Source organism: Holdemania massiliensis, from assembly GCF_022440805.1.
In the GTDB taxonomy this organism is placed as follows: domain Bacteria; phylum Bacillota_I; class Bacilli_A; order Erysipelotrichales; family Erysipelotrichaceae; genus Holdemania; species Holdemania massiliensis_A.
The window spans coordinates 2,930,399-2,949,701 of record NZ_JAKNTK010000001.1 but is presented as its reverse complement, the minus strand read 5'-3'; the positions used below and the strand labels follow the sequence as shown (position 1 = coordinate 2,949,701).

General features: G+C 46.4%; 17 protein-coding genes. 15 read left to right on the top strand and 2 right to left on the bottom strand.

Annotated elements, in window-relative coordinates; all coding sequences use genetic code 11:
- Positions 1-58: 58 nt before the first annotated feature.
- From MCG46_RS13670 to MCG46_RS13635, 8 genes are all read left to right on the top strand, one after another.
- On the top strand, positions 59-991 hold the full coding sequence (locus MCG46_RS13670) for a class I mannose-6-phosphate isomerase (protein ID WP_240280479.1): 933 nt from the start codon (positions 59-61) through the stop codon (positions 989-991).
- 33 nt (positions 992-1,024) lie between these two features.
- Positions 1,025-1,963 (top strand): class I mannose-6-phosphate isomerase, encoded by a 939-nt coding sequence (locus tag MCG46_RS13665; protein ID WP_240280478.1) that lies wholly within the window; start codon positions 1,025-1,027, stop codon positions 1,961-1,963.
- Between the two features lie 3 nt (positions 1,964-1,966).
- Positions 1,967-2,392 (top strand): PTS sugar transporter subunit IIA, encoded by a 426-nt coding sequence (locus MCG46_RS13660; protein WP_240280477.1) that lies wholly within the window; start codon positions 1,967-1,969, stop codon positions 2,390-2,392.
- A gap of 140 nt (positions 2,393-2,532) precedes the next feature.
- Positions 2,533-3,012 (top strand): PTS system mannose/fructose/N-acetylgalactosamine-transporter subunit IIB, encoded by a 480-nt coding sequence (locus MCG46_RS13655; protein WP_240280476.1) that lies wholly within the window; start codon positions 2,533-2,535, stop codon positions 3,010-3,012.
- Positions 3,013-3,027: 15 nt separating this feature from the next.
- The gene (locus MCG46_RS13650; RefSeq protein WP_240280475.1) at positions 3,028-3,825 is read left to right on the top strand and encodes a PTS mannose/fructose/sorbose/N-acetylgalactosamine transporter subunit IIC; all 798 of its coding nucleotides are present in this window, start codon (positions 3,028-3,030) and stop codon (positions 3,823-3,825) included.
- On the top strand, positions 3,822-4,667 hold the full coding sequence (locus MCG46_RS13645) for a PTS system mannose/fructose/sorbose family transporter subunit IID (RefSeq protein ID WP_240280474.1): 846 nt from the start codon (positions 3,822-3,824) through the stop codon (positions 4,665-4,667). Before MCG46_RS13650 ends, MCG46_RS13645 begins: the two co-directional genes overlap by 4 nt.
- 16 nt (positions 4,668-4,683) lie before the next feature.
- A complete protein-coding gene (locus MCG46_RS13640; RefSeq protein WP_240280473.1) occupies positions 4,684-5,922 on the top strand; it encodes a hypothetical protein in 1,239 nt (412 codons plus the stop codon).
- 290 nt (positions 5,923-6,212) lie between these two features.
- Entirely contained in the window at positions 6,213-7,100 is an 888-nt protein-coding gene (locus MCG46_RS13635; RefSeq protein ID WP_154239045.1) for a MurR/RpiR family transcriptional regulator, read from the top strand.
- Between the two features lie 99 nt (positions 7,101-7,199).
- Here the strand turns inward: MCG46_RS13635 and MCG46_RS13630 are convergent, their stop codons facing one another.
- Both MCG46_RS13630 and MCG46_RS13625 read right to left on the bottom strand, forming a co-directional pair.
- The gene (locus tag MCG46_RS13630; RefSeq protein ID WP_240280472.1) at positions 7,200-8,852 is read right to left on the bottom strand and encodes an alpha-glucosidase; all 1,653 of its coding nucleotides are present in this window, start codon (positions 8,850-8,852) and stop codon (positions 7,200-7,202) included.
- Positions 8,853-8,996: 144 nt separating this feature from the next.
- Entirely contained in the window at positions 8,997-10,907 is a 1,911-nt protein-coding gene (locus tag MCG46_RS13625) for a BglG family transcription antiterminator (RefSeq protein WP_240280471.1), read from the bottom strand.
- A gap of 286 nt (positions 10,908-11,193) precedes the next feature.
- Here MCG46_RS13625 and MCG46_RS13620 point away from each other — a divergent pair, with 286 nt between their 5' ends.
- From MCG46_RS13620 to MCG46_RS13590, 7 genes are all read left to right on the top strand, one after another.
- Positions 11,194-11,505 carry a PTS sugar transporter subunit IIB gene (locus MCG46_RS13620; protein WP_240280470.1) on the top strand — a complete coding sequence of 104 codons (312 nt, stop codon included), beginning with the start codon at positions 11,194-11,196 and terminating at the stop codon, positions 11,503-11,505.
- Positions 11,506-11,552: 47 nt separating this feature from the next.
- Positions 11,553-12,797 carry a PTS sugar transporter subunit IIC gene (locus MCG46_RS13615; protein WP_240280469.1) on the top strand — a complete coding sequence of 415 codons (1,245 nt, stop codon included), beginning with the start codon at positions 11,553-11,555 and terminating at the stop codon, positions 12,795-12,797.
- A 24-nt stretch (positions 12,798-12,821) separates the two neighbouring features.
- Entirely contained in the window at positions 12,822-13,160 is a 339-nt protein-coding gene (locus tag MCG46_RS13610; RefSeq protein ID WP_240280468.1) for a PTS lactose/cellobiose transporter subunit IIA, read from the top strand.
- A 53-nt stretch (positions 13,161-13,213) separates the two neighbouring features.
- Positions 13,214-14,650: a glycoside hydrolase family 1 protein gene (locus MCG46_RS13605; protein WP_240280467.1), complete on the top strand. Its 1,437-nt coding sequence runs from the start codon at positions 13,214-13,216 to the stop codon at positions 14,648-14,650.
- 66 nt (positions 14,651-14,716) lie between these two features.
- Positions 14,717-16,147 (top strand): glycoside hydrolase family 1 protein, encoded by a 1,431-nt coding sequence (locus MCG46_RS13600; RefSeq protein ID WP_240280466.1) that lies wholly within the window; start codon positions 14,717-14,719, stop codon positions 16,145-16,147.
- A 22-nt stretch (positions 16,148-16,169) separates the two neighbouring features.
- Positions 16,170-17,621 (top strand): glycoside hydrolase family 1 protein, encoded by a 1,452-nt coding sequence (locus tag MCG46_RS13595; protein ID WP_240281455.1) that lies wholly within the window; start codon positions 16,170-16,172, stop codon positions 17,619-17,621.
- Positions 17,622-17,755: 134 nt separating this feature from the next.
- Positions 17,756-19,204 (top strand): glycoside hydrolase family 1 protein, encoded by a 1,449-nt coding sequence (locus MCG46_RS13590; RefSeq protein ID WP_240280465.1) that lies wholly within the window; start codon positions 17,756-17,758, stop codon positions 19,202-19,204.
- Positions 19,205-19,303: the final 99 nt, after the last annotated feature.

The following is a 19,303-nucleotide window of genomic DNA, read 5'->3' as shown; positions in this document are numbered from 1 at the left end:
AAGAGAGTAAAGGTGCCGCGGCCTTACTATATAAACTGTTGAAAGGAGCAGTGAGAGTATGGATAAGTATTATCGCATCCAGCCCATTTACGAAGAAAGAATTTGGGGAGGACAGAAGATTCGGGAAAAATTCCATTATCAGACGGACCTGCAGAATATTGCGGAGGCCTATCACGTCATTGCGATTCCAGGTCATTTGGACAACCTGGTCGAAGGTGAGAATATTCCGCTTTCCCAATTCTATCAACAACATCGCGACTTGTTTGACTGCGATGCCGATGCATTGCCGGTTCGTTTGGTGACTGCCTGTGCCGATGGAAAATTATCAGTTCATCTGCATCCTACCGATGCTTATGGTTTAGCTCATGATCAGATGCGGGGAAAGATCGAAGGCGGCTTTGCGCTGACGGATTCCGATGCTGAAGTGGAATTCATGATCGGACATACTGCGCAGTCAATGGAAGAGCTGAAAAGCAAAGTGGCAAAAGGAGAGTGGGATACGCTGCTGCGAAAAGTGAAAGGCAAAGCGACTGATTTTACCCATACACCGATTGGAACACTTCATGCGGAAAGCGGCGACGGCAGTGTGATCATGGTCGCTTATTCAACGAATGGAGATGTGACCTACCGCTTATACGATTATGACCGAAATGATCCGAAGCGGCCGCTGAATATTCAGGGCGTATTGGATAATATCCGGATTCCGGATGATGAAATTCATCCCTATGCCGTTACACCGTACCAATCTAAGGGCTGTCTGATTTATGATTACTATTCCAAACCCAAAGAATATGTAGGCAAACGCATTAAAACAACGCCCAACTCCCGCTATCAACAGGAGGAGTTCATGTTTATCCTTTGTTTAGAGGGTGAAACAGCGATAAACGGGATGAAAATAAAGCCTGGGGAAACCCTGTTTGTTCCCGCTCACAGTTCAGAATTAGTCTTTGACCAGGCTGCCGATCTCTGTATTCTATCGTATTTGGATTAAGAATGAAGTTAAAAAAACAGAGGAGAAATGAAAATGGAGAAAAAGATTTATAAGATTGAGCCGGTATTTGAACAGCGGATTTGGGGCACTCAGGCCTTAAGAACGAAATATCACTATGAAACAGAGCTTGAGAATATTGCGGAAGTCTATAACGTTTGTGCGATGCCGGGCCATTTGGATAATGTCGTAACCGGCACTGGCCTGCACTTATCGGACTTTTATAAACATAACCGAGAGCTGTTTGGCATTCAAAGTGAGATCATGCCTGTCGAAGTCTGTATGGCACATTCTGACAGCTACTTATCAATCCAGCTGCATCCTGATGATGCCTATGCTTTGAAAACAGAGGGCAGCCGCGGCCGACCGGAAGGCTGGGTGATCTTGGAAGGACCGGAGAAAAACCGCATGGTCATCGGTCATCATGCCCAGACACAGGCTGAATTTGAGCAATGGACAAAAGAAAAGAATTGGGATCGTCTGTTTCGTTATATTGAAATGCAGCCCGGTCAGTATATCCATGTTCCAGCAGGTTCACTGCATGCTTTCTGTCAGGGAGCCATTGCGGTCGCTTTTTCGACCAATGCCGATATTACATACCGCTTATACGATTTTGATCGGATCGATCCGAAAACCGGCAAAGAAAGAGAGCTTCATATTCAGCAGGTTTTTGACAACATCCGGATTCCCGATGACACGCTGAATGCCTTCTGGCCCGAGAAGACCAAAGCGGAGGGCTGTGAAATCACACGGTTCTATGACGAAAAAAACGTTTACACCGCCGGTCGGATCCAGGTTGCAGAGCAAGGTTTCTTTGAAACGGAAGCGTTTATGTTTTATGTCTGTGCCAATGGCAGCGGGAGAATAAATGACTGTGAGATTAAAGCCGGAGAAACTGTGTTTGTTCCCTGCCGTTTTGGAAAAATCGAAATCTGCGGGAATTTGGATTTAATGACAATCACCTATCGGGAGTAAGGCATGAAAAAAATTGTAATTATGACGCATGCCGGCCTGGCTCAGGGAGCGAAGGAAACCGTTCAGTTTCTTGCGGGAAACTGCGAATTAACAGCGGTCAGCTGCTTCACCGAAGAGATGCATCCGGATCATTATATTGAAACTCTGCTGCAAAATAAAAAGCCGGAAGAAACGTTGATTATTCTAACGGATCTCAAGGGAGGCAGTGTCAATCAGAAAGTTGCGCAGCATTGCCTGCAGCACGATTTCTACCTGATTACAGGTTTTAACTTAGCGCTGCTGCTGGAATTAAGCGTTGCCGATGAAGCGATGATCAATCCGGCTTATCTTCGTGAGGTCGTTGAAAAGTCCAAGCAGGAGATCGTATTGATGAATGATGCCCTTCAGGATTTGCCCGCCAACGAGGATTTTGATTTTTTTGAAGCCTAACAAGGAGGCGGAAGGCTGATCCCTGGGGGCTGTCTGTTAACGGCAGCTGAGATAAGCGGCGGAAGATAGAAAGAATGATGGATTCAGACTTTAAAAATAAATAGGTTAACTTAAGCTGATGCTTTGAAAAGGAGATCATGATGATTTATCTACGATTAGATGAACGTTTGCTTCATGGACAGGTGACAACCACCTGGATCGGATTTTTAGGAATTGCCAGAATCATCTTAGCGGATGATGAAGTTGCGCAGAATGAAATCCAATGCCAGCTGCTAAAAATGAGTGCACCTAAGGAAGCAAAAATGCTGATTCTCACAGTCGAGAAAGCCGCGAAGATATTAAATGATCCGCGCTGCGAGGCGATGAAGATTTTAGTGATCTGCGCCAATCCGTACAATGTTCTAAAATTGATTGAAAGTGTACCTGCGATTCATGATGTCAATCTGGCGAATTATGGATTCCAGGCGAATCCTAACGGCGTCAATAAGAAAATGCTGACTTCAAATCTGTCAGTGGATCCGCAGGAGCTGGAAGTGATTCAGAAGATTATGGCCAAAGATCTGAATTGTTACTGCCAGGTCTTAGCCAATCAACCTAAAAAAACAATCGTTATTCATTAAAGAGGAGGGAATGACATGTTATTAAAAGCCTTTTTAGTCGCCTTCGCGATGTGGGCCTGCCACTTGACCGGCTATCATGCCCCGAACATGATGCTGGACCGACCAATTTTCCTGGGGCCGCTTGTCGGTTTGATTCTTGGAAATTTTGAGCTGGGCTGCATTATCGGCGCGCAGCTGGAATTGATTTTTATGGGCGTTGTTTTCGTCGGCAGCGCAACCTCGGCCGATCCCGGAGCTTCGGCCGCGATTGCAGTTTCCTTTGCCATATTAAATAATTTATCGGTGAATGAAGCGATTGCGGTAGCGACGCCAATCGGTTACCTGTGTGCCTTGGCGATTGCCATGGAGCCGGCGATCGGCGAAATCTTCACTCCGATGATTGACAAATTTTTAATGAAAGATGATTATCGGGGATGGACGATCGTCAGCCACTGTCTGTCGTTTATCGAGCTTTCTATCGGTGCTGTGTTTGTCTTCCTTGCGGTTTTATTCGGCGGCGATTTGGTTTCCGCCATCATGGGCAGTCTGCCGGAATTTGTGCTGACCGGCGTGAATGCTGCGGGTGCCATGCTTCCTGTCGTCGGTCTTGCGGTTTTGACTTCGCAGCTATGGGATAAGAAAACAGCCTTGTATTTCCTCTTTGGTTTCTTCCTGATGAAATATTTGAATCTGGATATCCTGTTTTTGGCAATAATTGCGGTCTTTATCGCTTTGCGGGACGTATTCAGTTATTTTGATCAGCGCAAATTGGCCGCTGAAGCCTCAGTGCTTACAGAAACACCTGAAACAGAAGAGGAGGATTTCTTTCGATGAGTAAATTAAAAGAAGGACTGTCTAACGATGAAGTGAAACTGCTCAACAGTATGTTTTGGAGAAGCAATAACTATGCGATCGCCTGGTGTTACAGCCGGATGCTGGGAACTTCTGTCGCATGGGTGCTCTATCCTTATATCAGCTGGCTTTATCCTAACAGTGACAAAGATCCTGCGCAGAAGCAGCGAAAGCTCAAGGTACTTGATCGGGAATCGAAAGGCTTTTTCAACATCACACCGCAGGTAGCGCCGTTATGTTATTCAATCTTTGCCGCTATGGAAAAGGAAGCCGCGGAAAAGGAGGACTTTGACGTTTCTTCAATCGACGCTGTAAAGGCCAGTATTCAAGGACCGCTTTCCGGAATCGGCGATTCGATTTTCTGGGTTACCTGGCGTGTTATCGTGACTGGAATCGCCTTGCCGTATTGCCTTGCGGGCAACGCTTTAGGCCCAATTCTGTTCGCTCTGCTCTTTAATATCCCCGGCTTTGCCCTGCGTTACTATTTGACATTTATCGGTTATAAACTGGGAACCGGTTTTATCAGCAAGGTTTATGAATCAGGATTGATTCAGCTGCTGACCAAAACTGCGGCGACGATCGGCCTGGTGATGATCGGCGGCATGGTTGCTCAGCAGGTCAGTATACCGATCAATCTGGTCTTGAATCTCAGCGGCGCGGAGCTGAATGTTCTGGACATTTTTAACGGCATTATTCCGGGAATTCTGGAATTGTCGCTTGCGATTCTCTGTCTGAATCTGATCAGAAAGAAAACAAGCATCATGAAGATTATATTCGGTATTTTCGCAGTCTGCATTTTAGGTGCAGCCGTCGGAATCTTTTAAGCAGAGGTAAACGAAGATGAAGAAAAAAGGAAATGTCGTAATTATTGGAGCCGGCCGCAGCGGCCGCGGACTTCACGGTGAGTTTTGTTATAAGGATGGGTACTCGATCACATTTGGAGATATCAATGCTGAACTGATTGATCAGCTGAATCGGCAGAAACAATACCTTTCGTTTTCTGAAAATGCCGACGGCAGCGGGTTTGATGAATGTGTTGTGAGCGGTTATCAGGCTTTTCATATTCATCGGGATCGGCCGTTATATCTGCAGGCCCTGGCTGAAGCGGATTTAATATTTACCGCTACGTTTGACGATGCTTTTGAATCAATCGTCCAAGATATCAAAGACGCGATTGCTTTGCGGATAAAGCAGGATATCCATAAACAAACAGCCCTGGTCGTTGGCGCGAATTACATCGGGTTGTATGACTATTTTTCAAAAGCTTTTGAACAACATCTGTCCGCTGAGGAAAAAAAGGAATATGACCGTTATTACGTTCTGGCCGAATCCATTATCTATCGTGTGAGCTCGTTTCCAACCCCTCAACAGAAAGCGCGTGACCTCTGCAGTATTCAAAATGATGCCTTTTCCTGCTTGCAGGTCAACACCGCTCAGATCAGGAAAGCGGATCAAATTATTCTGCCAAGCTTTTTCGTCGAAGAAGATGACACGCTGCGGTTTATGCACTGTAAGATATGGAATGTCAACACGTCCCATTGTTCGTTGGCGTATCTTGGTCAATACTATGGTTATGAAAATGTCTGCGATGCGGCTAATGATGATCAGATCAGCCGAATGGCTTATTATGCGGCAGAGGAGGCCTATCAGGGGCTGGCTCGGCGTTATGGCTTGCCCAAAGTACAGGATCGGGAAACAAAGCTGGGACTGTGGGCATGGTATCGCGATCGGACGATGAAGGATACGGTTATCCGTGTCGGCAACGATCCGATTCGCAAACTGCGCCGGACTGATCGGTTTATCGGCGCAGCCCTGAATGCGCTTGAATACGGAATACTGCCAGTCCATATATGTCAGAATGCAGCTTATGGGTTTTACTTTCATAATGAAGGGGATCCGCGGACTGATCAGCTGCATGAAAAAATCCGCACGCTGGGAATCGAGGAAACCATCAAAGTGGTCTGCGGACTAAATCCTGATTCAGATGCCAAAGATCAACTGATCTACGATTTAATTCTGGCAAAATATTATGATTTAGCGAAGACCAATCCGCTGGATGAATATATTCGGCAAGGCTGAGGAATTCCGTTTTCCAGAGAAAAAGTGAAAAAGAACGGCGGATAAGCAGGAAAACTTGTCCGCTGTGACTTTCTGTTCATCGTTTAAATTCTATGTTTTAAAGCTTTGGTGATTCAATAAAAAGCATCTTGATCGAGGCGTTTAGAGAGAAAAATGGACGGCTTGGGAAAGGCAATAGGGGAATCAGAAAAAAGCCGCTTTGCATCTTCGTTTGCATCAAGGCGGAATTGACAAATTTAGGGTATCAATGGTAAGATGAATTCAATTCATTTACAAAATAAGGAAAAACTATGTTTATTGTTAATTTAAAAAGAGCCTTGCCTTCGTTAACTCATTCAGAAAATCGGATCGCAGCTTATCTTGTCGATAATTTTCAGAGTGTAAAAGATTTAACTTCTTATGAACTGGCGGAAAGGGCCGAAGTCGGACAGTCGACAATTATTCGTTTTTCACAGAAACTGGGCTATAAAAGTTATAAGGATTTATACGATGATCTGATCAAAAGCAGCTTAAATGATATGGATATTTCCTCTGTCAGTCCGGAGGAAGATACAGTGGAAACCAATGAAAAACTGTATCGAAGTTATGATGCGACATTGAAAGAAGTCATGGATTATAATCCTGTACAGACGATTGATATCATTGTCGACCGCTTATATTTAGCTGAAAAAGTATTCTGTTTTGGAGCGCAGTCATCCAATATACTGGCTAAATTATTTACAAATCGGCTGCTTGAGATTGGGATTGAAGCTTATAACTCGGAAGATAATTTCGTTGCGATCTCTTTATTAAAGAAAATGAAGAAAAACGATGTAGCGTTCTTTGTTTCTTCTTCCGGAGAATCAACGGTGACCAACAAACTGGCGCGGTTTGCCAAGCAGCAGGGCGTGACGCTGATCACCATCACCGGAATTCAGGACAATACCTTAAAACGCATGTCTGATTATTCGTTATGCTGTCCGGAATTCATTATTTATACGAACTTCAAGTCCATCACCAATCGCTGCTCACAGTTATTTCTCATCGACTGCATCTATTTGAATTTATGGAAGAAAGATCCGGAGCGGCATAATAAAAGCATTCGTGAACTGGATGATATTACCCGTCCAGAATTTGGAGGACTGCCTTTATTACCCGATGAGGAGTTCTCCTTTCCTGAAAATCACCGCAAGAAGTAATGCCAGATCAAGCAGTTATGATACAAGGATAAATTCATTCACGATAAAAAGGCGGAATTTCCGCCTTTTTGTTTGGTATTCCTGACTTAAACTGACTGCCTAACGAATTTGAATCACTCTGGATTCATAAGGCCGCAGCAGCTGAGGCTGAGGATCAGGATAAGAATCCATCAAGATTGAGCCTTCGGTTTTCAGATCAAACCGGGCAAGCGAACCGCTGAGATTGATCAAGACAAGAAATTCTGCCTTGTCATCCTTACGGACATAGCCGAGAATCTGTTTGTGGTTTTTTAAAACAGGCTTCATGATGCCGGTATTCAGTGCGGTATAGGCTTTGCGCAGGGCAATGACCTGTTTATACCATCGATTGATGCTTGTTTCCAAGACAAGATCATTTTTCAGATTGATCTGCTTATAGTTGGGATTCACTTTGATCCAGGGCTGATGATCGCTGAAGCCCGCATAATCGCTCGCATCCCATTGCACCGGAGTTCGGGCATGGTCGCGGGTCATCCGCTGCACCACTTTCTTGGCGATAAACTTCGGCAGATGCATCATGGTCTGCAGCGTGCTGTAAATGTTGATTGCCTCATAGTCACGCCATTCATCCTTTTCCAGACGGCAGTTGGTCATGCCGATTTCCTCACCCTGATAGATCAGCGGCGTTCCTCTTAATGTCAAATTCATCAAGGCAAACGCCTTGGCGCTTTCGACGCGGTAGCGGCTGTCGTTGCCGAAACGGGATATCGAACGAGGCTGATCGTGATTGTTCATATAATTGGCAACCCAGTAGTTCCGTTTCTGACTGTCGCTTTGCCAGCGGAAAATGATCGACTTGAAGCCGGGAATGGTCCAGTGGTAAAGCTTGCGGAAATCATATTTGCCTAAGGGCCCGCAGTCCTGCAGATGCAGATCAAACATGATCATCATGTTGAGCTCGCCGCGGCTTTCCCCGGCATACAGAGCGCAGGCATCGTTATCGGCCATCATGCCTTCGCCGATTGTGATGAAATCAAAATCCTGACTGAGCTTGCCGATCAATTCCTGAATATATTCGTGGGATTTCGGCAGATTGGTCATCAGATCTTTCGCAAACTGATAGCCTTTTTTCTCCGGGTGCCAGCTGGGCAGTCCCGGCTGTTTGGCAATCGTGTTGATGACGTCCATGCGGAAGCCGCTGACGCCTTTTTCCAGCCAGAAGCGCATGACGTTGGCCACTTCCTCGCGAACACGGGGATTCTCCCAGTTGAGATCACATTGATGGGGCGTAAACGTCGTCAGATACCAGCTTTGCGGTTTCAGCGGATCTTTTGTCCAGGCACTGCCGCCAAACATACTGATCCAGTTATTCGGTTCTTTGTTACCGATGCCTTCGCGGAAGTAGTAACAATCCCGATAAGGGCTGTTGACATCGTTCAGGCATGCCTGAAACCAGGGATGCTGATCACTGGTATGATTTGCCACCAGATCCATGATGATCCCCATCCCGCGTTTTTTGCATTCTGCCAATAAAGCATCAAAATCATCCATCGTTCCGAAATCCGGATGAATGCTGTAATAATCGCTGATGTCATAGCCGTAATCTGTATTGGGGGAACAATAGACCGGCGACAGCCAGATCAAATCAATCCCTAAATCCTGCAGATGATCCAGGCGCTGCAGGATTCCGCGAAGATCACCGATGCCGTCATGGTTGGAATCCTGAAAAGAACGCGGCCAGATTTGGTAAATCACTTTATTTTTGTAATCCATAATATCACCCCTGTTATTGTATCACAAACGGAAACTGAAAACGGCTTCATTTCCTGAAGCTGGAAGCTATGCCGGACGAGAATCGGAAAACAATGAAAAAACCGCTTGATTTGCCGTCATTGACAAACTGCAGCGGTCTGGGAGTTATAACAGTTCAACCATATTGGAAATGAATTCTTCATAGGTCGAACAGGCGATAATCTTTTTTACATTTTCATTCTCACTGAGAATCATCGTAATAGGGTCAAAGATTTCATTGAAAATATAACGCTCATTGATGTTAAAACACATCATCAGCACAAGATGAACTGCTTTACCATTCCAGTTGATTTCCTCATCGCTGGCTATGATGTTGATTCCTGTTTTATGGGCATACATTTTCATAGCGTGGGGAATCGCGAAACTGCCATAAGCGGTAGTCGACATTTTCTCCCGCTCCAGAATATCATTTTTAAAGCTGGAATCCACATAGCCGTACCGAACCATTTTATTGACCATATAGGAAATACAGGCATTCTGATTTTTCAGCGTGTTTTTCTTTTCAAAAAATTCCGGAATGATGAGTTCGCGCAGATAAGTCTCGAATTCTTTTTTCTTTTTCTGCTTCCGGACTTCGTCGATCTTCTCTTTCAAATTGATGCGGTCTTTATCCGTCAGAAAGGGATGGATCTGAATGGACGGCGTCGTATAGATTTTCGTCAGCGGCATGGTGGAGATGATCAAATCTGTTCCTTTGACTTTGGTAAAATCACTTTCGTCTGTCAGAATATTAGTGACCAGCAGCTCATTGTAAAAATGTTGATTCAGGGTATCGGTAATTCTCAGATTCATATCGTAATAACTTGGACAGTAGAGAATGGCGGTAATTTTGGTTGTCAGACTTTTCTGCGCTTCAATCGTGCTTCCTAAATGGAAAGCGATATAGGCAATTTCATCGTCGTTGATGGAAACGCCGGTCTTTTCCTTGATCGTTCCCGCCAGCGAAACCGATACGTCATAAATCATCGGACAGGATGTTTTAATTCCCTGAGCCAGCGGATTTTTTGAGAAATAATTATTCTTGGAGCGAACTAACAGGTTGCGGATGTGCAGCGCGAAGCGAATTAGAAATTCCTGTTCGCTTAAATCAATGTAGTAAAAGGCGCTGACGTCCTGAATCAGCTGCTTGACCAGATCCAGGCAATCCTTGCCGACAAATTCTTCCAGGTTGGAGGCGTTAATGCTTTTGTAATCAATCGTTGTCGCCCGGGAGATGATCAGCAGCGTCATCTCATACACCTCGGCATCGCTGTACTGAATCTGAAAATGTTCCTCCAGCTGTTCGGCGACACGCTGAGCCAGCTCATATTCATGCAGGCGGACAGCCGGCAGTTCCTGAATCTGTTGGGTATTCATGTTCTGATTGCGGATGCGGTCGACCGAGATCGTGATATGCAGAACCAGATTGACCAGGGAATAGTCATTGATGAAATAATGATATTCATCAAAGGTCTGAAGCACGGTATTCTTAATGAATTCGATATCAATGTTGGAGAAAGCGTTTTGAATTGCCTGCAGGTTTAAAAAGTTGACATTCGATTCATCATAAAGAATCGAACTCAGCATTTTCCGCTTGTTTTTTTCCAGCCCGCTGATCGACACATCGTCGCCGCGGGTGATCAGCTTTAAATCAAAGCGCGCCAGCTTGCGTTTTACTTTTTGGAGCTCATTTTTCAATGTGGACATGCTGATATACATTTCATCGCTGAGATCATACAGGTTGACGGTTTCATTATTATGATGATTCAGCAGCTGATTCAGAATATAGATGACCCGTTCCCGGGATGTCTGGGGAATGTTGTCGGTCTTTTCATCCAGCAAGGCCTTGGCTTTTTCCACATCAAGGCGATAACCGTCACGGGAAGAAAGAACCGTTTCCGAGGCTTCGCTGTTGATCTCATGCACATAATTTTTGATGCTACGCACGGATACACCCATGCGTTCAGCCAAAGTCTGGGCTGTGCTGGGCTGCATTTCCAAAAGCAGACGGATCAGTTTTTCAGTTTTCCAATTCATCCTGTTCTGCACCTCCCCTGGATTTTCACCATGAATGATGAAAGAAAATCATGATTCATGATTAAAGCAGAATGTAAAAATACCCCATCTGATTGTTAGAACGATATCAAACTGCTTTGATTATAACGAAGGTAAGCTTTGATATCTACCTAAAGAAATGCCCGCTATCGGGGAAAATAATTAGTTGCCCCAACCCCGTGCAAATGACGGTTGGACGATGAATTCGCGATGTCTTACACTAGGTTTGTCGATGGACAGGGCATGCCCGGAAAGGAAGAGAAGGAACATGAAAAAGTTAAATGTTTTATTGGTTTGCGGATCAGGAGCCAGTTCAGGCTTTATGGCTGCGAACATGCGCAAGGCGGCATCCAAGATGGGGCTGGAGTTGGATATCAAGGCTCGCAGCGAATCGGAAATTGAAAATTATATTGATGAAATCGATGCTTTGATGGTTGGACCGCATCTGGCTTACATCTTAGATGAAGTCGAAGAGTACACGCATGGCAATGAAGTCAAGGTCATCCTGATGAAGGCGGAATACTATTCCACGCTGGATGGCGAAAAAGCTGTTAATCATTTGATGGAAGTGATGGGCTGAGCCCAACCTCTGGGGAAGAGGATTACTAGAAGAAGGAGAGTTAAACGATGCAAAAACTTATTGATTGGTTAGAGACAAGTTTCGCACCAAAAATGAACAAAATCAACCACAACGTCTGGGTCGTAACCTTAAAGGATTCAGTCATGCAGATTCTGCCGTTTATTTTGCTGGGCTCACTGTTCTGCGTCGGCGCCGTCGTCGAAAATTATATCACGCTGCCGTTCTCGTTCTGGACTCCGTTTGGCTGGACGATGGGCATGGTCTCGCTGCTCGTCGCCTTTCTGATTCCGTTTAATTTCTGTGAGAAAAAGCGTCTGCGCAAACAACGTTTGATCGCCGGATGCACCGGTCTGATCTTATTCTTGATCTCGATTACGCCGGAAGTCGTCGCGGAAGGTCAAGCCGGTTTCGGTTCCAGTGCTTTGGGTGCCGGCGGTATGTTCTGCGCGATCGTCACGGGTTTGATCGTCTGCATCGTCTTCAATGCCTTTGGCAAGTTCTCATTCTTTAAAGAAGACAGTGCGATTCCGGATTTCGTCCGTCAGTGGTTCGATGCGCTGCTGCCAATCGGCTTAGTGATCTTCGGTGGATTTATCGTTGTTCAAGTTTTGAATATCAACCTGTATCAGATTGTTTCCAGCATCTTCATGCCGCTGCAGACGGTTATGAATACGTGGTACGGCTTCATTTTGATCAACTTCTTAACCTGCTTCATTTATTCCATGGGTATTTCCAGCTGGGTATTAACCCCGGTGACTGAACCGGTAAAGCTGGCCGGCATCGCTGCCAATATCGCGATGGTCGCGGCGGGCACGGCGACGGTTGCTTCGTTAAACATGTATACAGAAACCCTGGTTTACGTCATGTATATGTGGTGGGGTGGTATTGCCTGCACCATACCGCTGGTCTTGTTCTTGATGCGGTCCAAAGCCAAGAAGCTGAAAGCTTTAGGCCGGGCCTGCATTGCTCCGGCAATCTTCAACATCAATGAACCGGTCATCTTCGGCTGTGTCGCTTTCAACCCGATCATGATGCTGCCAATGTGGATCATCGGCATTGTCCTGCCGGCGATTACCTGGATTGGATGTAAGGTTCTGGCGTTTGCCCCAATTGCCCAGATTCAGTTTGAATTGTGGTACTGCCCATATCCGATTGGAACCTGGATTGCTTCCCAAGGTAATTTGATGGCCGTGCTGTTTGTTATCATTGAAGTTGTCATTGCCGGCATGATCTGGTATCCGTTCTTTAAAGCTTATGAAAAGCAGTGCCTTGAAGAAGAGGTCAGCGAATAAACCGCGGACAGGAGGGTTCAATTTATGATGAGTGAAAAAGTAGTTCAGTCAGCGATGGCGATCATCCTGCATGCCGGGGATGCGCGCGTTGCCTGCAAGGAAGCGCTGGATGCCATTGCGGAAAGTAATTTTGCACTGGCTGAGGAAAAGTTAAAGGAAGCCCAGGGAAAGATCACGGAAGCGCATAAAGTCCAGACCGATGCGATTCAGGGAGAAACCCGCGGGGAGGAATCAGAGTATTCACTGTTGTTTGCCCATGCCCAGGATACGCTGATGACCATTTACAGTGAAATTAACATTGCCAAACAAATGTTTAAAATCATGAAAGCCTTTAATGAGCGCCTTGCTGCTTTAGAAAAATAACATCTGAGGATTTCAGCAATGAAATCCTTTCTTTACAATAGGAGGAAAAAAGGATGAACAGAATACCGACAGGATTTCCAAAAGATTTCATGTGGGGCGGCGCGATCGCTGCCAATCAGGCGGAAGGCGCCTGGGATCTCGACGGCAAAGGCTGGTGTATTGCCGATATCAATGAATTCCGCGATGATATTGAGATTACGAAAAAGTACAATGATGAAGTGACAAGCCAGTATGTAGAAGAAGCGATGGCTTCCACGACGCGGGTTTTCCCGAAACGTCATGGCATTGATTTTTATCATACGTATAAAGAAGATCTGAAACTGCTTGCGGAAATGGGTTTGAAGACATTCAGAACTTCGATCAACTGGTCGCGGATATTCCCAAATGGTGATGATGCCGAGCCGAATGAAGCAGGTCTGCGCTTCTATGACGATCTGTTTGCGGAAATTCGCAAACACGGCATGGAGCCGATGATCACGATTTCACACTACGAAATGCCGCTGCATTTAACCCAGGCTTACACCGGCTGGTATTCACGCGAAGTGATCGACTTTTTTGAACGTTATTGCAAAGTGGTTTTTGACCGCTATCACGACCTTGTAAAATATTGGATCATCGTCAACCAGATCAATCTGATCGGCCATGAGTCCTTCAATCATCTGGGTGTCGCTGAGGATAAAGTGACGGATCTGGCCAGTGCGAAATATCAGGCGGTGCACAATGAAATGGTCGCCTGTGCCCGGGCAACCCGTTATGCGCATACTCATTATCCGGATCTGCAGATCGGAATGATGCTGTGCGGGGGCCCGGCATATGCCGCCAGCTGTAAGCCGGAAGACGTCTTAGCCACCTTGAAGCACAATCAGATGGAATATTTCTATGCTGACGTGCTGCTTCGCGGACGCTATCCAGGTTATGCCTTCCGCTTCTTCCAGGATCACAAGATCACGGTGGAATTCGGGGAACACGATGAAGAAGATCTGAAAAATACCTGCGATTTCTTTTCTTTCTCGTATTATTACACGCGGATTGTATCTAAGGAAAGCTATGAAAATGGCAACGAAGCTGTCCGCAATATGGAACTGCCGGCCAATCCTTGGGGCTGGACGATTGATCCGACCGGTCTGCGCATTCTGTTAAATGAGTTCTATGACCGCTATCAGAAGCCGATCTACATTACCGAAAACGGTGTAGGTTATTATGATCAGGTCGAAGCAGGACAGATTCATGATGATTACCGCGTGGATTTCTACCGCAAACATATCGAGCAGATGAAAGAAGCCATTCAGGATGGCGTAGATCTGCGCGGTTATTATGCATGGGGTCCGATTGATATCGTTTCCTGTTCTTCTTCGGAAATGAGCAAGCGGTATGGCTTCATTTATGTGGATCTCGATGATTATGGCAAGGGAACCGGCCAGCGGATCAAGAAAGACAGCTATGCCTGGATGCAGAAGGTCATTGCCTCCAACGGTGAAGATTTAGATTAAAGCACAGAGGAAAGGATAAAGCCGCAGAGGTCAAAGTAGAATCTGCGGATGGAAAAGAAAAAGCCTATGAAATCAGTACCAACAGGATTTCCAGCCGGATTTTTATGGGGTGGTGCCGTTGCCGCCAATCAATGCGAAGGCGCTTGGAATGTCGACGGCAAAGGGGTTTCAATCGCGGATATTGAAGAGCTGCCGGAAATTTACAGCCGTCAGAAGGTGGTTGGATTCCGTCATACCCGTGATGAGATCGCCGCAGCGGCTCAGGATGAAACGAAAGATTATCCACGCCGCCGCGGGATCGATTTCTATCACACCTATAAACAGGATCTGGCCTTGCTGAAAGAAATGGGATTCACCTGTTTCCGAACCTCCTTCAACTGGACGCGGATTTTCCCCAATGGCGATGAAACGGAGCCGAACGAAGCGGGTCTGCGGTTCTATGACGATCTGATTGATGAGATGCTGCGACTGGGCATTCAGCCGGTCATGACGATCTCGCACTATGAAATGCCGGTCCATCTGATCCAGCAGTATCAGGGCTGGTACGGCAAACCGGTCATCGACTTTTTCCTGCACTTCTGCGAAGTATTATTTCAGCGCTATCATGACAAGGTAAAATATTGGCTTGTTTTCTGCCAGATCAATTCTCTGGGCGGCTGGGGTGAATTTGCATCGCTGGGCATGCTGGAGGATGAGTTTGACGATTGGGACAGCGCAAAATATCAGGCAACGCATCATCAGTTTGTGGCCAGCGCCAAAGCCAAACAGCTGGCTCACAGGATCGATCCGACAATGCAGATCGGGATGATGCTGGGCGATGATGCAACCTATCCGGCTACCTGTGATCCGCGTAACGTCTTTGCCAATACACAATTCATGCAGATGAGCGTTTACTTTTACAGCGACGTGCTGATCCATGGCGAATATCCCGGCTACGCGCTGCGTTATTTTAAAGATCATGATATCCATGTCGAAATCAGCGCGGAAGAAGAACAGCTGTTAAAGGAAAATACCGTTGATTTCCTGAGTTTCTCTTACTATCACACAAAGGTGAAGAATGCGGACGAAGCTGCACCGCAGCCCAACCCGTATCTGCAAGCTTCCATCTGGGGCTGGGCGATTGATCCGATCGGTCTGCGCAATTCGCTCAATCTTTATTGGGATCGTTATCATCTGCCGATCTTCATCGCTGAAAATGGCCTGGGTGCACTCGATGAGGTGATGGACGGCGCAATTCACGACGATTATCGAATTGATTATCTGCGGCAGCATCTGATTCAGGTGAAGGAAGCGATCAAAGACGGAGTTGAGGTCTTGGGCTATGCTTCCTGGGGACCGATCGATATCATCTCCTGTTCGCAAGGCGAGATGAGCAAGCGATATGGATATATTTATGTGGATCAGGATGACCGCGGAAACGGAACGAAGCAGCGGATCCGCAAGGATTCTTTCTACTGGTATCAACAGGTCATCGCCACCAACGGCGAGGAATTATAAATCAAATGAGGAGGATGAAATGATGAAAACAATGCCGACCGGATTTCCCAAAGATTTTATGTGGGGCGGAGCGATTGCGGCCAATCAGGCGGAAGGGGCCTGGCGGGAAGGCGGCAAAGGGATCTGCGTCGCGGATATTTTAAAAGTTCAGGACAAGGGCGATCTGAAAAAGAAATCCAACAAAGAAACAACACTCAAAGATATAGATGCTGCTTTGAGCGATACTCAGGGGATTTACCCAAAACGCTACGGCATTGATTTCTATCACACGTATAAGGAAGATCTGAAATTGCTTGCGGGAACCGGCATGAATGCTTTCCGAACGTCGATCAACTGGGCGCGGATTTTCCCCAACGGGGATGATGAACAGCCCAATGAAGAAGGACTGCGATTTTATGAGGATTTAATTGATGAAATCATTCAAAACGGCATGGAGCCTTTGATTACGCTGTCGCATTATGAAATGCCGCTGAACCTTGCCGTCAAGTATCATGGCTGGGCAAACCGGCAGACGATTGATTTCTTTGTCCGATACTGCGAAACGGTCTTCAGGCGCTTCAAAGGCAAGGTCAAATACTGGATTCTTGTCAATCAGATTAACTTGATTCATCATGAATCCTTTAACCATTTAGGCATTCCGGCTGATTGTGTTGACAATCTGTGGGAGGCTAAATTCCAGGGCGTCCACAATGAATGTACAGCCTGTGCGATGGCGACGAAAATCGGACATCAAATTGATCCTAATTTCCAGATCGGCATGATGGTGTATGACGGACTGAGTGAACCGCTGACCTGCAAGCCTGAGGATGTCTTTGCCAATATGAAGCGCAATCAGATGGAATACTTTTTCAGTGATTTATTAATCCGCGGAACATATCCAGGTTATGCTGTTCGCTTTTTCAACGAGAAAGGCTTTCATCTGGACATTCGTCCGGAAGATGAAAAAGTGCTGAAAGAGAACACCGCCGACTTCTTAGCGATTTCCTATTATTATACGATCTGTGCTTCCGCGGAAAGTATGAAAAACTATGGAGTTAATGAGGACGGCGCGCTGTCCAATCCGCACATTGATGCCAGTGAATGGGGCTGGGGAATTGATCCGCTGGGGTTGCGGACAGTGCTGAACTACTATTATGACCGCTATCAAAAACCGATTATCATTGCGGAAAACGGCTTCGGTACTTATGATACGATCAGTGAGGACGGCAAGATCCACGATCAGCGCCGCATCTCCTATCTGCGTCAGCATGTAGCGATGATGAAGGAAGCGATCAAGGATGGCGTGGACGTCATCGGTTATTTCCCATGGGGACCGATTGATATCATCAGCTGTTCGTCCTCCGAGATGAGCAAGCGCTACGGTTTCATTTATGTGGATCAGGATGATTACGGAAATGGAACGAAACAGCGGATGAAAAAAGATTCGTACGATTGGTATCGGCAGGTCATTGCCTCCAACGGCGAAGATTGTTAGGTTTCTTAAATCCAAGCTGAGTGGTCATGGCTGCCTTTCAGATTCCTGATTCTTCGCAGTCGGATACCAGCTTTCAGCCCTTCGCAATGGAATGATTTTTGCGGAGGGCTTCTTGAAGAAGGGAGAGTTCAAGCATGAAGAAAGTACCACAAGGATTTCCCGAAAATTTTTTATGGGGCGGAGCTGTCGCAGCCTGCCAGATTGAAGGGGCTTATGATGTTGACGGCCGCGGTCTTTCGACCTCGGATATTCATCGCTATGACAACCATCTCGACCGCGCTCACATCGCAAAGGAAGGTGGCGGAACCCGGGCGGAGATTTTAGCGGCGGCGGCCGATACCGAGGGCTATTATCCAAAACGCTATGGGATTGATTTCTATCATACCTATAAAGAAGACCTGGCACTGTTGAAGGAAATGGGTTTTCGATGTTTCCGAACGAGTATTTCCTGGAGCCGGATTTTCCCGCGCGGCGATGAAGCAGAGCCGAGTGAAAAGGGACTGCAATTTTATGACCGCCTGATTGATCAGATTATCCAGGCCGGCATGGAACCGATCATCACGATTTCACATTACGATATACCGCTGACGCTGGTTACGGAATACGGCGGCTTTGCCAATCGCAAGGTGATTGATTTCTTCGTTCGGTATGCCGGCGTGCTGCTGGAGCGGTTTAAGGGCAAAGTCAAATACTGGATTGTCTGCAACCAGGTGAATCTGGTTCCAACCGTTCAGTTTGGCTCGTTAGGTATTTATGACGATCAGGCGGAAAACATGGAAGAGTTGATGTATCAGGCTGTGCATCATCAGTTTGTAGCAGGAGCACAAGTCGTCGAGCTGGCTAAAACAATCGATCCGCAGGCCAAGATGGGCACGATGCTGGCGGATTGCACCAGTTATCCGGCAACCTGCCGTCCGGAAGATGTTGTGCTGACGATGAAGCGCAATCGGATGCAGTATTTCTTCAGCGACGTTCAGCTGCGTGGCGAATATCCGGTTTATGCCCTACGCTACTTTGAAGAAAAGGGCATTCATCTGCAGATTGAGGAAAAAGATGAAGAATTGATCAAAGCCAATCCGATGCAGTTCCTGGCCCTATCTTACTATTCGACCAAAATCATCGACGCGTCCAAAAACGGCATGGATCCGCGCGACAGCGAACAGAATCCATATTTGAAACCGACGCCGTGGGAATGGCGGATGGATCCGTTAGGATTTTACAATATGCTGAGTCAGTATTGGGATCGCTATCAGATTCCGCTGTTGATTGCAGAGAATGGCTTCGGCGCCCTGGATCAGGTGGAAGCCGATGGTTCGATTCATGATCCGTATCGGATTGATTACTATCGGCAGCATATTGCTCAGCTGAAAGAAGCAGTCAAAGACGGCGTAGAGGTCATCGCTTATTGTGCCTGGGGACCGATTGATATCATTTCTTCCTCCAGCGCAGAAATGTCCAAGCGATATGGTTTCATCTATGTTGATCAGGACGACCTTGGACAGGGAACGAAAAAACGGTCACGCAAGGATTCATTCTACTGGTATCAGAAAGTCATTGCCACCAATGGCGAAGATTTATCGTAAATCGCAGAAAAAAGCGGCTTGCTTCAAGCGAAGAAATGAACTTCGATGGAGCATCCGCTCTTTTTATTTGATATCCATTTTTATAGCTAAGGAAACAGT

Bases quoted from the DNA above. Each gene is read 5' to 3' on its own strand.
- MCG46_RS13615 (WP_240280469.1), top strand. From the start codon at position 11,553: ATGCAAAAACTTATTGATTGGTTAGAGACAAGTTTCGCACCAAAAATG.
- MCG46_RS13660 (WP_240280477.1), top strand. From the start codon at position 1,967: ATGAAAAAAATTGTAATTATGACGCATGCCGGCCTGGCTCAGGGAGCG.
- MCG46_RS13605 (WP_240280467.1), top strand. From the start codon at position 13,214: ATGAACAGAATACCGACAGGATTTCCAAAAGATTTCATGTGGGGCGGC.
- MCG46_RS13600 (WP_240280466.1), top strand. From the start codon at position 14,717: ATGAAATCAGTACCAACAGGATTTCCAGCCGGATTTTTATGGGGTGGT.
- MCG46_RS13670 (WP_240280479.1), top strand. From the start codon at position 59: ATGGATAAGTATTATCGCATCCAGCCCATTTACGAAGAAAGAATTTGG.
- MCG46_RS13650 (WP_240280475.1), top strand. From the start codon at position 3,028: ATGTTATTAAAAGCCTTTTTAGTCGCCTTCGCGATGTGGGCCTGCCAC.
- MCG46_RS13630 (WP_240280472.1), bottom strand. From the start codon at position 8,852: ATGGATTACAAAAATAAAGTGATTTACCAAATCTGGCCGCGTTCTTTT.
- MCG46_RS13635 (WP_154239045.1), top strand. From the start codon at position 6,213: ATGTTTATTGTTAATTTAAAAAGAGCCTTGCCTTCGTTAACTCATTCA.
- MCG46_RS13595 (WP_240281455.1), top strand. From the start codon at position 16,170: ATGAAAACAATGCCGACCGGATTTCCCAAAGATTTTATGTGGGGCGGA.
- MCG46_RS13625 (WP_240280471.1), bottom strand. From the start codon at position 10,907: ATGAATTGGAAAACTGAAAAACTGATCCGTCTGCTTTTGGAAATGCAG.
- MCG46_RS13640 (WP_240280473.1), top strand. From the start codon at position 4,684: ATGAAGAAAAAAGGAAATGTCGTAATTATTGGAGCCGGCCGCAGCGGC.
- MCG46_RS13620 (WP_240280470.1), top strand. From the start codon at position 11,194: ATGAAAAAGTTAAATGTTTTATTGGTTTGCGGATCAGGAGCCAGTTCA.
- MCG46_RS13655 (WP_240280476.1), top strand. From the start codon at position 2,533: ATGATTTATCTACGATTAGATGAACGTTTGCTTCATGGACAGGTGACA.
- MCG46_RS13665 (WP_240280478.1), top strand. From the start codon at position 1,025: ATGGAGAAAAAGATTTATAAGATTGAGCCGGTATTTGAACAGCGGATT.
- MCG46_RS13610 (WP_240280468.1), top strand. From the start codon at position 12,822: ATGATGAGTGAAAAAGTAGTTCAGTCAGCGATGGCGATCATCCTGCAT.
- MCG46_RS13645 (WP_240280474.1), top strand. From the start codon at position 3,822: ATGAGTAAATTAAAAGAAGGACTGTCTAACGATGAAGTGAAACTGCTC.
- MCG46_RS13590 (WP_240280465.1), top strand. From the start codon at position 17,756: ATGAAGAAAGTACCACAAGGATTTCCCGAAAATTTTTTATGGGGCGGA.